The organism is Blastocatellia bacterium (genome assembly GCA_035573895.1).
Classification (GTDB): Bacteria; Acidobacteriota; Blastocatellia; order HR10; family HR10; genus DATLZR01.
Genome location: DATLZR010000101.1, coordinates 1 through 12997, shown reverse-complemented (window position 1 = coordinate 12997; position 12997 = coordinate 1). Strand labels below are relative to the sequence as shown.

Here is a 12997-nt window from a genome sequence, read left to right as displayed (position 1 = left end):
CCCGCCACATGTGCCAGGAGAACAGGAGCACCACCGCCGCCGGCAGGACAAAGCAGTGCAACACGTAAAAACGCAACAATGCGTTTTGATCAATCTCATGGCCGCCAAGAAGCATAAAGCGGATCCCCTCACCCACAATCGGCGCAGCTCGTGCGATGTTGGTGCCGACGGTAATTGCCCAGTAGGCCAGTTGATCCCAGGGCAGCAAATAGCCGGTGAACGACAGAAGCAGCGTCAAAAGAAGCAGTGCGATCCCGATGAGCCAGTTCAACGGGCGATTTTGCTCGGCACCGATTCCGTTCTTGTAGGCCCCGGTGAGAAACACCCGAACCATGTGAAAGAAGACCGCGGCGACCATCAGATGGGCGGCAATCCGGTGCAGCCCGCGAATGAACCATCCAAAGGAGACGGCATACTCAATGTCTTTGACCGAGGAGTAGGCTCGCTCGACCGAAGGAACGTAGAGAAACATCAGGATCACGCCGGTGACAACCAGGATCAAAAACAGCACGGCCGAGATCGTCCCCAACCAGAGCGAATAGCGAAAGCTCAGGCTTTGTTCCGTCACCCTGGCGGGAAACCAGTGGAGGAGCAAATTTCTCACCACAGCATCGCTCGACTCCCGCTCGCTGCGCGGCTGCCAGGTCCAGGTGAGCCGGTGCCACAGTGATTGTTTCCGTGCCATCATCGAACTCCTTCGCGTTCACTCAGACATTCCGCCCCGGGGCAGCGTCCGAGTCACAATCGGTCTAGACCGTGAGGCGGAAGTCTTGATTGACCCTCTCCGACAGAGAGACCACGAGCTGGCCGTCCTCGGGCGCAACTTCGAGCTTATACCAGTCAAGCGGCCGGGGGGCCGGTCCCGCGTAGTTCGTGCCATCGCCGTGGTATTTCGATCCATGACACGGGCAGTGGAATTCTCGTCGCTCCTCGACGGTCTGCCCTCGAATGGTGACCTTCTTCGGTTGATTGAGTGCGACGAGTTTGACCGTGCACCCCAGGTGCGTGCAGGCCGCCGAAATGGCGTAGAACGTATTTCGCTCCCGTACAATGAACAGGCGATGCTCTTCGAGAAACGTCGTTCCCTCGGGGAAGCGATCGGGGGAGCCGACTTTGAGGCGTCGCGGGGGTTCATAGAGCACATTGGGGACCAGTGCTCGCAGCAGCGCATAGGCGTGACCAGCCAGCGCCACCAGCGTCGCCCCCAATCCCCAGCGCGTGAGGAACGATCGTCGTGTTGTCCTCGGACCTCGCTCGTGAGCCGCAGAGGACGCCTCTCGCTCAGGCAACAGCTTCAGTTTCTTCATAGACAAACACCTCCATCGTCATCGCATCGGTGGGACATCGAATGGCGCACAAACCACAGCGGATGCATTTCTCATCGTCCTTGATCATGGCCGACAGCGGTGCGAGATCGTCGCCGTAACCATAGTGCTCGCGCAGTGTCGCCCGCTCCTCCGGTGAGAGATCGAGATCCTCAAACGGCACGAGTTTCAGGCAGTACTCCGGGCACACATCCACGCAGCGATTGCAGAGGATGCATTTTTCGGGATCATAGATGGTTTGAATGTGGCAGTACAGGCAGCGTTCGGCCTGACGCCGGGCCTGCTGTTCGTCATAGCCCAGTTCGACCTCGGAGATGCCGGTGCGCCGATGCAGATCAACAGTCGGAGGAGGTTGTCGGGACGCGGTGTCGTATCCTTCGGCCATTCGGTATCGTCGCGTGGGAATTTTCTCCACCGAAAGCCGGATTCTGGGCGCGGGATGAACGCCCCGGAGATACTCGTCAATGGAGAGCGCCGCGCGTTTGCCATTGGCCACCGCCTCGATGAGATTTCGCGGACCGAAGGCCACATCACCGCCGGCAAAAACTCCCGGCGCAGATGTCGCCAGCGTCTGCGGGTCAACGGCGATCGTCCCCTGCGGCGTCAGTTGAATGCCATCCTCCGGAGTGAGGAAAGAAAGATCGGCCTGCTGTCCGATAGCGAGAATGACCGAATCGGCTTCGAGAGTCTCGCTAATGCTCGGATCATATTGCGGATTGAAGCGCCCATCTTCATCGTAGGTGCGACGCACGCCGATGAATTCGACGGCACGTACCCGTCCATCACCGAGGAATCGGCGGGCTCCCCGCTGGGGATGGAAGATGATTCCTTCTCGTCGCGCTTCTTCAAATTCTTCTCGGCCCTGGGTGGTTCGCATCACCGGCATTTCCTCGAACGATTCCAGGCTCGCCATATGCACCTCGACGGCTCCGGCGCGGAGAGCCGCCCGTGCGGCATCCAGAGCCGTCTTCATCTCTCCGCTGCCGATGCTTTCGCCCGCTTCCTCCAATCCGGCGCGAAGGGCCATCCGCGCGGCATCAAAGGCCACAAATCCGCCGCCGATGACCAGCACCCGCTTGCCCAGGTTCACCCGATAGCCGTTGTTGATATTGATCAGGTAGTCAATCGCCTTGATGATTCCATCCAGATGCGATCCTTCGATGGCCAGCTCGCGCCCCTTTTGCACCCCCACGCTGAGGAAGATCGCCTGGTATCCCAGCTCCTTGAGGTGCCTCAGGCCGAAGGAGGGCGTCAACGGGGTATTGAACCGAATCTCGACGCCGAGCTGAATCACCTTGGCGATCTCTTTTTCGATGATGGACCGGGCCAGGCGAAATTCCGGAATGCCATGAAACATCATTCCGCCCGGTGTGTCGCTGGCTTCAAAAATCGTCACCCGATAGCCCATCAAAGCCAGATCATGAGCGCAGGACAGACCCGCCGGTCCGGCTCCGATGACGGCGACCCGTTGGCCGCGGGCCACGTTTTTTCGGGAAGCGGTGAGGATCGGCAGATGCCAGCGCGTCTTATTGCCCGACTCGGTCTCTCCCTCAAAAAGTTTGTCCTGCGTATCGGGGGACAGCGACTCCACGCCATACCGTTCGCAAACAAATCGCTTGAGCGCTCGAATGCTGACCGGTGCATCGAGGCGGCCCCGCCGACACTGATCTTCGCAGGGAGCCGCGCAAATCCGTCCGCACACGGAAGCAAAGGGATTGGGCGAGCGAGCGATTAGATAGGCCTCTTCATACCGACCCTCGGCGATCAGTTGGACATACTTTCCCGCATCAGTGCCCACGGGGCAGGCGGCCTGACAGGGGATCATTTCCTTCCAGAACTCGATGTCCGGCACGCGAATCGTGAATCTCCCTCTCTCGCTCATTGTTCCCACGTTCACCCGACGTTGACATCCGAGCCTGTAGCAAGAGCCGTTCCAGATGGGTGCAAGTGCGAGCCTCTTGTGGCATCGTCAAGGAAATTCGACATTTCAGCGGTGGGAGAAACTTCAGCGGTGTGGGAGAAATCTCACAGGCAGGTGGGTGAATTCCCCCACGCCCTGGTCAGGACCCTCGCCCGAAACCGTCAGCCTTAAGCTGCCACAAAGTTCATCGCCGTGCCATTTTCAAGAGGTCGGGTGAGCTTTTCAGGTTTGTCCGGGCAGGCGGTAAAGAGACAAGCATGAGCAAGTGTGATGCGGGCGCTAAAATCGGCGCCTCGTGGCCTCCGGTGTGTTTTGAATCCGGAAGACGCCAGGATTTGCCGGAGACGGCATTATGCAATAGCTGTTGCGCAGAACTGAGAAAAATGGGAGGACCCGTTGCATCGGATGGAGGCTTCTGCTATGCTGGCGCGTTCCATGCGGACACCACGACCATTTGCGTCGCCTTCCTCCAGGGTCACCGACCGACACGAGAGTCGGAAAGCCGATGCCTCCGAACGGTCGCGCCTGCTGCGTCCCTCGATGAATGCGGCCTCGCCCGATATACCCCCGACATCGGGGGAGGGGACGACTTCGTGGCCGGAGCCGACGCTTCTGGAGATCCGGTTTGAGCGGGCGCGGACGCGGCTGAGCGAGCGCCGTCGGCAACTCATTCAATCCATCCTCGAGGCCTCCCATGAGACATTCTATCTCTCGTCGCGGGAACTCGCCCGGCGATATAACGTGGATGCCGCCACGATCGTGCGAACGACGCAGGCGCTCGGCTATCGCCATTTCGCCGATTTTGCCCGCGACCTGCGACGGCACTTCGTCGAGCGCATCACACCGTATCGAATCATGCAGGCAGCGGCCCGCGAGCAGCGCAGTCTGGCCGAGCATATCCGGGTCAGCCTCGAGCAGGATCAGAAGAACCTGGCGACGCTGCGGAGCTGGCTCGACGTAGACAAACTCAATGCTCTGGCCGAACGGATTCACCGAGCCCGACGCATTGCCATCGTGGGAGTGGATCTGGCGGCATCGCTGGCGTCCTTCCTCGCCTACGGGTTAATGCCGCTCGGATTCGATGCCGAGGCACTCATCGGCAGCGAAGGTCATTTGCATCACAAAATTCGCCTGCTCGGATCGAAGGATCTCGTCATCGCCGTCAGTTTCGGTCGCTGTTTGCGCGTGACGGTCGAAGCCGTTCAGTTGGCGCGCGAGCGCGGCGTGCCGACGTTTGCGATTACCGACAGTGACACGACGCCGCTCGCCCGCTATGCCGATGACTATCTCCTTGCGCCGATTACCAGTTCGCTCTTCACGGGATCCTACGTTGCTCCGATGGGGCTGCTCAACGCGATCCTGGTGGCCTGCGCTCATATCAAGCCTCGACGGACGCTCGCGCGCCTGCGACAGACCGAGGAAGAATATCGTACCGGCTCCCGCTGGTATCATGAGCCGAGACGGCGCAGTCCTCGATCCCCAAGCGGTGGATGATTGCGGCGACCGCCATCTCAACGAGACATGCTCATCCCGATCCTGAAAGGAGGTTGGAGATGATGAGAAAACGCTCATGGGCTGTCCTTTTATCTGTTGCTGTGATGGTGTCTTTGGCGCTGCCCGTGTGGGCCCGCGCGCAGTCCTTTGATCCAGCAACGATTGATTCCATGGTGCAGGATGCGCTCAAGGCCTTTGGGGTTCCGGGCGCGTCGGTGGCCATCGTCAAAGGCGATGAGGTGATCTATCTCAAGGGGCATGGTGTGAAGAGAGTCGGTAGCACCGAACCGGTCACACCCGATACCCTCTTCGCCATCGGTTCGACCACCAAAGCGATGACGGCAACGGCCATGGCCATGCTCGTGGACGAAGGCAAAATGGCCTGGGACGATCCGGTCCGTCGCTATGTGGAGTTCTTCCGCCTTTCCGATCCGCTGGCCGATGACAACGTGACTCTGCGCGATCTGGTGACGCATCGCACCGGTCTCAGCCGGCATGACCTGCTCTGGTACGGCTCGCCCTGGAGTCGAGAGGAAATCATCCGCAAAATCGGAGCTGTGAAACTGACCCGCTCGTTCCGTTCCGTCTATCAGTACCAGAACATCATGTTTCTCACAGCGGGCTATGCCGTCGGCGTGGCCGCCGGGACCACCTGGGAGGATTTTGTGCAAAAGCGGATCTTCGATCCCCTGGGGATGAAGACGGCCAACTTCAGCACGACGGTGGCCGAGAAATCGCCCGATCATGCGACACCCCATCGCAAGAATCGAGAGGGCATCGTGGAGCCGATCCCCTGGCGAAACATTGACAATATCGGCCCGGCCGGTTCGGTCAATGCCAGCGCCCGCGATATGAGCCAGTGGATTCGGTTCCAGCTCGGCGACGGAACCTTCGAGGGGAAGCGACTCATCTCGGCTGCGGCTTTGGCCGAGACGAAGACGCCGCAGATGGTGATGCGGCTGGAAGGCACGACTCGAGCGATGAACCCCGATACGCACCTGATGTGCTACGGCATGGGGTGGGTGCTTCAGGATTATCGCGGTCATTATCTGGTCAGTCACGGCGGAGCCATTGACGGGTTCCGGGCTCGCGTCGTGCTCGTGCCGGAGGCGAAACTCGGCCTGGTCATTCTGGCCAATCTCGGAGGGACGCAGATGCCCGAAGCCCTCTCCAACACGCTGGTGGATTATCTGCTCGGCCTGCCCAAGAAAGATTGGAACGCCTACATCCTCCAGCAGGTCGCCAAGCAGGAAGCCGAGCAGAAAGCCCGTCTCAAAGAACGCGAGGAAAAGCGCCACAAGGGTACGAAACCGTCCCGGGAGCTGGCCGCCTACGCCGGCACGTATGAGGACCCTGCATACGGTCAGGCGACGGTGACGCTGGAGGGCTCAACCCTCGTCTTTCGCTGGAGCACGTTCAAACTCCCGCTGGAGCATTTCCATTACGATACGTTCACCCTTCGCGGCGATTCGCCGCTGGACAACGAACAGGTGGTCTTCACTCTGGATGCCTCCGGCGAAGTAGCAACAATGCGCGTGCTCGGTGTTGATTTCAAGAGGGTCAGACCGTCCTCGCGGTAATGACAGCCGATGAGCTGCCCTCCCGCCGCGAGCCGGTAAGGACGCCGCTCTGCCGTGAGGGGTTATCCACGCCATGACCGGCGGGCTGAAAGATCCGGTCCGCCCTTCTTCATCTCGGACGGAATAAACGATGGCGAAAAATCGAGGGCTCCAATCTTTTGTCGTTCTCTTACTTCTCGGTCTGTGGGGGGCGACGGCATTGAGCCTTGGCTCGAAGGCGTCGGGTGACGCGCTTCGCTCCGACGAGAGCGCCACATTTACAGCCGTCCTTGAGCCGTTCATCCGGCAAGAGATGGCCGACAAAGAACTCCCGGCGCTCTCCATCGCCGTCGTGGATGATCAGCGTCTGGTGTGGACTCGCGGATTCGGCTATGCCGATCCCGACAGCAAAACCCCGGCAACACCGGAGACCGTCTACCGGGTGGGGTCCGTATCGAAGCTCTTTACCGACATCGCCATCATGCAGTGGGTGGAGCAGGGCACGCTCTCTCTCGATGCGCCGATCACCGCCTATCTTCCCGATTTCCGCCCGAAGAATCCCTTCGGGAAGCCCGTCACGCTGCGTCAGTTGATGTCGCATCGTGCCGGCCTGGTGCGCGAGCCGCCCGTCGGGCATTACTTCGATCCGACACAACCGACGCTCAGGGAGACCGTCGCCAGTTTGAACGAGACTGAATTGATCTATCCGCCGGGCGCGAAGACGAAATATTCAAATGCGGGGATCGCCGTTGTCGGTGCTGTGCTGGAGCGGCTTTCGGGAGAGCCCTTTGCCCGCTATGTCAAACGAGCTGTGTTGCAACCGCTCGGTTTGAGCAAAAGCTCCTTCGAGCCGGAGCCGGCCGTGATTCGAGATCTGGCTAAGGGATACATGTGGACCTATCACGGGCGCGTCTTCCAGGCTCCCACGTTCGAACTCGGAACGGCTCCTGCCGGCAGCATGTACTCAACCGTGGTGGATCTGGCGCGATTTCTCAGCGCCTTGTTTGCGGGAGGTCGTGGCATCCTTCGGCCACAGACGTTGGAAGAGATGTGGACTCCGCAATTCGCTCGACCGGGGGAACGGTCGGGGTTCGGCATCGGCTTTGCTCTCTCGCAGTTAGATGGGCATCGGCGCGTCGGCCACGGTGGAGCGATCTACGGGTTCGCCACCGAACTGGCGGCTTTGCCCGACCACAAGCTCGGAGTCGTGGTGGCGACGACGAAAGATTTCTCCAACACCGTGGTGGGACGCATTGCCGACGCTGCTTTGCGAATAATGCTGGCGCTGCGGGAGAATCGTCCGCTCCCGGCTCTCACGACCACCTCGCCTGTTTTGCCGGAGAGAGCCGAACGGTTGCGCGGGCGCTACCGCCGGGGGAGGGAGATTGTTGATGTGATCCAACGAGGCGGCGAGCTTTACGCCTTCATCGGCGGGTTCCGCGTGAGAATCCGGCAAAGGGGCGGGGAATTAATCGTGGATGACCGACATGCCTTCGGAATCACGATCGAGCCGAGCGCCGATGGCCTCCTCATCAACGGGCAGAAGTACAGGCGAGTGTTGGCGACGCGACCGGCTCCGGTTCATGCCCCCTGGCGCGGACTCATCGGCGAATACGGATGGGACCATGATGTCCTCTACATTTTGGAGAAGGACGGGCAGCTTTATGCCCTCATCGAATGGTTCTTTTTCTATCCGCTGCGGCAACGGCGTCCCGATGTCTTTCAATTCCCTCCTCAAGGCCTCTATGACGGCGAGAAATTAACGTTCACGCGCGACGGGCGCGGACGCGCCGTTGCCGTCAGCCTTGAAGGCGTCGTCTTCAAACGACGCGCCGTTGGTCCCGACGAAGGCAATGTCTTTCGCATCACGCCGGTGAAGCCGGTGGAGCAATTGCGACAAGAAGCACTAGCCGCGACGCCGCCCGCTGCCCGCGGGGCGACGCGAGAGCCCGATCTTGTGGAACTCATCGAGCTTGATCCGACGCTCAAACTCGACATTCGCTATGCCACGACCAACAATTTCCTGAGCACGCCGGTTTATGCCGAAGCCCGAGCCTTTCTCCAGCGGCCCGCTGCTGAAGCCCTCGTGCGTGCTCATCGCAAACTGAAGGCCGAGGGATTCGGCCTTCTCATTCACGATGCCTATCGTCCCTGGTACGTGACCAGGATCTTCTGGGACGCGACGCCTCCTGACAAGAGGATTTTCGTGGCCGATCCGGCGACGGGATCGCGCCATAATCGAGGCTGCGCCGTTGACTTGACGCTCTATGATCGGCGAACGGGACGTGCCGTGCGCATGCCCGGCGTCTACGACGAGATGTCCGATCGCTCGTATGCCGATTATCCCGGAGGAACATCGCTGGAGCGGTGGTATCGAGAGAAGTTGCGCGAGGCGATGGAAGCCGAGGGATTCACCGTCTATCCTGCCGAATGGTGGCATTACGACTATAAGGATTGGGAGGCCTATCCCATCTTGAATCTCCCCTTCGACCAAATCCCACGCCAGAATCTCCGCAGGGGATCGGACGCGGAATCAGGTCGCCAATCGAGGGAATACCGGAGAAATTCCGAATCTTGGGGGAGCGCCCGCCTCCGTCCATCATCTGTCGTCTTCGTCGTGCCAAACCCCAATAGGGTTTTCGCGTCGGGGAAAGCACATAATGTTCGCAGCCTCACCGGCAGCAAGCCGGCTCGGCATTCCCCAGCGCAACGGGGGTACCTATAGCGATTTTCAATCACCCGTACTCCGCGAGCGCACGCTTCTTGCGTACCTGCGCCCGCACGATGTGGACGCTCGCGGGGTAAACTCATCTGCACACTGCTTTGATTCGGTTGGTTGTCACGTCCGCTCCCCTGGGAGGAGAGGCCATTGGCCGGCTCGAAGCCACCCTCCAGGTCGTCTATAATCACGGCGTGCACGCGCATCTGGACAAGGCCATGCGGATTGCCACGCTCCGGAAAGTGCCCTTTCTCTCCCGGTTGAGCGAGCCAGAGCTTCAGGCGCTCGCCGAAGCCTCCATGGTGAAGCACTACAACAAGGGCGAGATTGTGTTCCTCGAAGGCGATCCCTGCCCGGGGCTCTACGTCGTTCATTCAGGAGCGGTGAAGATCTTCAAAACGTCGCTTGGCGGACGCGAGCAGGTGCTCACCATTGAGCGACCGGGGAATTCCGTCGCCGAACTGCCGGTGCTCGACGAAGGGCCATATCCGGCATCGGCAATGGCGGTCGAGGATTCCACACTGCTCTTAATCCCCAGAGCGGATTTTCATCGCCTCTGTCGTCAACATCCCGATCTGGCGCTCGCGCTCATCCGGTCCCTTGCGGGGCGATTCCGCCGGCTCGTTCGCCTCGTCGAGGGGTTGGCGTTTCTCGAAGTCGGGCAGCGGCTAGCCCGGTTCCTCCTGGAAAAGGCGGCCCAGGAAGGACGAACAACGCCCGAAGGCATTCAGTTCCCTCTCGATCTGACGCATCAAGAACTGGCGGCGCAAATCGGGACGGTCCGCGAACTCGTTTCTCGAACGCTCGCGCGTTTCCAGGAACAGAAGCTCATCTCCGTACGGGATCGAACGGTCGTCATCCTCGATCTTCCGCGCCTTCGCGACGAGGCCGAATTGGAGTGATCCGCCCTCTTCTCGCTCGGATCGCCCGTGTGACTTTTGTCATACCGAGCGGAATGAGCCCGGCTTATACTGGCGCTCTCAGAAGGATAATGAGGGCTAAGGGGTCACATTCGCCCTGGCGGAGGGACCGACCGTGGCACGTCGAGATGAGAGCATCATCCCGCTCTCGCGCGAGCATCAGTACGGATTGCTTCTCAGCCTGAAGCTCCGTCGAGGATTAGCGCGCTCCGAGCGTTCGGCGGAGTGGGTGGCTCGTCGCGTCTCCGACGTTCAGGCGTTTTTCACGGGCGATTTACAGGACCATTTTCGCGCCGAAGAGGACGTCCTGTTTCCGGCTTTCAGGGAGATCCCGCAGTGGACGGCGCTCACCGGAGAGCTTCGCGGCGAACACCGCCTTTTGCGCCATCTCGTTGAGCAGATGGGGGACGCATCCGACGATGAGCGGCGGAGGCTCCTCGGCGAATTCGCTGATCGTCTGGAGAAACACATCCGGCGCGAGGAGGACGAGCTGTTTCCGCTCTATGAGAGTCTGGCCGATGAGGCAGTGAAGCAGACCGTCGGGCAGGGGCTTCGGGGCATCATCGGCGACGCTCGCGAGCCGCGCTCCCGCGCCATCCTCTTCGATCCCTGGGACCTCTCGCCCTCAAAAAAAGAGCCACGGAGTTGACCGATTCTCACGGAAGCAATGACATCAGCGCAAATCTGTGGCAAGGGAGGTGATGAGCTATGACAGGCCAACACCAATCGGCCGCAACCCTTTCACCTTGGTGGCGACATGCGGTGATTCTCATCCTCGTTGGTGGATTTACGGTTCTGATCTGGCTGGCCGTCAAAAGCTATAGTGACGCGCCGCCCATTCCCGACCGGGTCGTGGGACCGACAGGCGAAACTATTGTCACGGGCGATGATATTCGGGCGGGTCAGCAGGTCTTCCTCAAGTACGGGCTGATGGAAAACGGCAGCATCTGGGGGCACGGGGCTTATCTCGGCCCCGATTTTTCCGCCGAGTACCTCCATGCGCTTGCCGTGGATGTCCGCCAGAGGCTCGCCCATGAGAGATACGGGCGCGCATGGGATGAGTTGAACTCGTCCGAACGAAGTCACATCACGGCGGAGGTCGAACAGCTTCTCAAGGAGAATCGCTACGATCCGAAAACGCGCACGTTGAGGTGGACTGAAGCCGAAGTCGCTTCCTTTCGCACTCAGGTGGCGCGCTGGACTAATTACTTCTCCCAGCCGACGCGCAGCGGGGGGCTCGCTCCCAAACTCATCAGCGATCCCCGGGAGATCGAACAACTGACGGCGTTCTTCGCCTGGACGGCCTGGGCATCGGTGGCGCGTCGTCCCGGGCGATCATATTCTTACACGAACAACTTCCCCTACGATCCGCTGGTGGGCAATACGCCCACAAGTGGTGCGGTGCTCTGGAGCGCGTTGAGTTTGATCGCACTTCTCGCGGGGATCGCGGCGGTCCTCTTTGCCTTCGGAAAGTTCGACTACTTGGGATGGAAGGGAGCGAGCGACCACGTTCACCCGCGCATTCTGCCGGGGCAGACGACTGAAAGTCAACGCGCCGTGATCAAGTACTTCGTCGTCGTCGCGCTGCTCTTTCTCGCTCAGGTGCTCGTCGGCGGCGCGACGGCGCATTATCGGGCCGATCCGGGAAGCTTTTACGGGATTGATCTCTCGCGCCTCTTCCCGAGCAATATCATGCGGACGTGGCACCTGCAACTGGCCATTTTCTGGATTGCGACCGCTTACATAGCCGGAGGGCTCTTTCTCGCTCCGGCCATCGGTGGACGCGAACCGGGCGGCCAGGCGCGGGGCGTGAATCTCCTGTTCATCGCGTTGTTGATCGTGGCTGGCGGCAGTCTGCTGGGCGAGTACCTCGGCATCAATCGCAGGCTGGGTGATCTCTGGTTCTGGCTGGGACATCAGGGCTGGGAGTATCTCGATCTCGGTCGCGCGTGGCAGGTGTTGCTCGCCGTCGGCCTCGTGATGTGGTTGGTCCTTCTCTTTCGCGCCGTGAGACCGGCCCGCGAGGATGTCGAGCAGCGAGAAATCTCCTCGCTCTTCCTCTATGCGGCAACGGCTATTCCGCTTTTTTACCTTCCGGCGATGTTTTTCACCTCCACGAGCCATTACACGATCGTGGATACCTGGCGGTTCTGGATCATTCACCTGTGGGTTGAAGGCTTCTTTGAGTTGTTCGTGACGGTGATGGTAGCGATGATTTTTTACAAACTTGGCATCGTCACTCATCTGACGGCGACGCGCGTGGTCTACCTCGATGCCATTCTCTACCTGGGCAGCGGCATCATCGGCACGGGCCATCATTGGTACTGGACAGGGCAAACACACATCACCATGGCTCTGGGAGCGATCTTTTCGGCGATGGAGGTCGTTCCGTTGACGCTGTTGACGCTCGATGCCTGGGACTTCATCAAGCTGACGCGAGGCCGTTGCGACGTTTGCGGCCAATCGGTGTCGGTGCCGCACAAATGGACGTTTTACTTCCTCATGGCCGTCGGCTTCTGGAACTTCGTCGGCGCCGGTGTCTTCGGCTTCCTCATCAATTTGCCCATCGTGAGCTATTTTGAAGTCGGCACGATCCTGACGCCGAATCACGGTCATGCCGCGATGATGGGGGTCTTTGGAATGTTGGCGATGGCGCTTCTCACTTTCTCGCTTCGTCAGGTCGTGACCGACGATGAGTGGGTGCGCCCGGAAAAATACATCCGGCTTTCGTTCTGGGGATTGAATGTGGGACTGGCGCTGATGGTGCTGCTGAACCTCTTCCCGGGAGGCGTGCTGCAGCTTCTCGATGTGCTGGAGAACGGTTACTGGCACGCCCGCAGCCCGGCGTTTCTCAATCAGCCGATCATGCGCCTGATCGAATGGCTCCGGCTGCCGGCGGATCTCATCTTCATTGTGGCGGGCGTCATCCCGGTTCTCATGGCCACATTCCTGGTCTATCGGACGGTCCGGCGCGCGCCAGCGGTCGGTGCGGCCATCCCTCATCCCCCGTACCAACCGGCGACTCGATCATAAACGCGGGTCATCGGGGAAGCGGTTCG

The 12997-nt window shown here is 60.3% G+C and carries 9 protein-coding genes; 6 read left to right on the top strand and 3 right to left on the bottom strand.

Translation table 11 applies throughout. The features are described 5' to 3' along the window. The 3 genes from VNM72_09840 to VNM72_09830 form a co-directional block, all read right to left on the bottom strand. A partial coding sequence (locus VNM72_09840; GenBank protein HXF05704.1) for a cytochrome b N-terminal domain-containing protein occupies positions 1-688 on the bottom strand: 688 nt, incomplete at its 3' end. Positions 689-749: 61 nt separating this feature from the next. Continuing rightward, positions 750-1307, bottom strand: coding sequence for a ubiquinol-cytochrome c reductase iron-sulfur subunit (locus VNM72_09835; GenBank protein ID HXF05703.1), 558 nt, complete (start codon positions 1305-1307; stop codon positions 750-752). Further along, positions 1282-3207: an FAD-dependent oxidoreductase gene (locus VNM72_09830; protein ID HXF05702.1), complete on the bottom strand. Its 1926-nt coding sequence runs from the start codon at positions 3205-3207 to the stop codon at positions 1282-1284. Before VNM72_09830 ends, VNM72_09835 begins: the two co-directional genes overlap by 26 nt. A gap of 459 nt (positions 3208-3666) precedes the next feature. On the opposite strand from VNM72_09830, the gene VNM72_09825 reads away from it, so the two are divergent. From VNM72_09825 to VNM72_09800, 6 genes are all read left to right on the top strand, one after another. Continuing rightward, positions 3667-4740, top strand: coding sequence for a MurR/RpiR family transcriptional regulator (locus VNM72_09825; GenBank protein ID HXF05701.1), 1074 nt, complete (start codon positions 3667-3669; stop codon positions 4738-4740). Positions 4741-4799: 59 nt separating this feature from the next. Next, complete coding sequence (locus VNM72_09820) at positions 4800-6320, top strand: serine hydrolase (protein ID HXF05700.1); 1521 nt, start codon at positions 4800-4802, stop codon at positions 6318-6320. Positions 6321-6450: 130 nt separating this feature from the next. After that, complete coding sequence (locus VNM72_09815) at positions 6451-9024, top strand: serine hydrolase (protein HXF05699.1); 2574 nt, start codon at positions 6451-6453, stop codon at positions 9022-9024. 98 nt (positions 9025-9122) lie between these two features. Then, complete coding sequence (locus VNM72_09810; protein HXF05698.1) at positions 9123-9920, top strand: Crp/Fnr family transcriptional regulator; 798 nt, start codon at positions 9123-9125, stop codon at positions 9918-9920. 133 nt (positions 9921-10053) lie between these two features. Further along, positions 10054-10587: a hemerythrin domain-containing protein gene (locus VNM72_09805; GenBank protein HXF05697.1), complete on the top strand. Its 534-nt coding sequence runs from the start codon at positions 10054-10056 to the stop codon at positions 10585-10587. 59 nt (positions 10588-10646) lie between these two features. Next, a complete protein-coding gene (locus VNM72_09800) occupies positions 10647-12971 on the top strand; it encodes a nitric-oxide reductase large subunit (protein HXF05696.1) in 2325 nt (774 codons plus the stop codon). Positions 12972-12997: the final 26 nt, after the last annotated feature.

Excerpts from the sequence above, each read along its gene's own strand:
- VNM72_09835 (HXF05703.1), bottom strand. The coding sequence starts at position 1,307 with ATGAAGAAACTGAAGCTGTTGCCTGAGCGAGAGGCGTCCTCTGCGGCT.
- VNM72_09830 (HXF05702.1), bottom strand. The coding sequence starts at position 3,207 with ATGAGCGAGAGAGGGAGATTCACGATTCGCGTGCCGGACATCGAGTTC.
- VNM72_09825 (HXF05701.1), top strand. The coding sequence starts at position 3,667 with ATGCTGGCGCGTTCCATGCGGACACCACGACCATTTGCGTCGCCTTCC.
- VNM72_09820 (HXF05700.1), top strand. The coding sequence starts at position 4,800 with ATGATGAGAAAACGCTCATGGGCTGTCCTTTTATCTGTTGCTGTGATG.
- VNM72_09815 (HXF05699.1), top strand. The coding sequence starts at position 6,451 with ATGGCGAAAAATCGAGGGCTCCAATCTTTTGTCGTTCTCTTACTTCTC.
- VNM72_09800 (HXF05696.1), top strand. The coding sequence starts at position 10,647 with ATGACAGGCCAACACCAATCGGCCGCAACCCTTTCACCTTGGTGGCGA.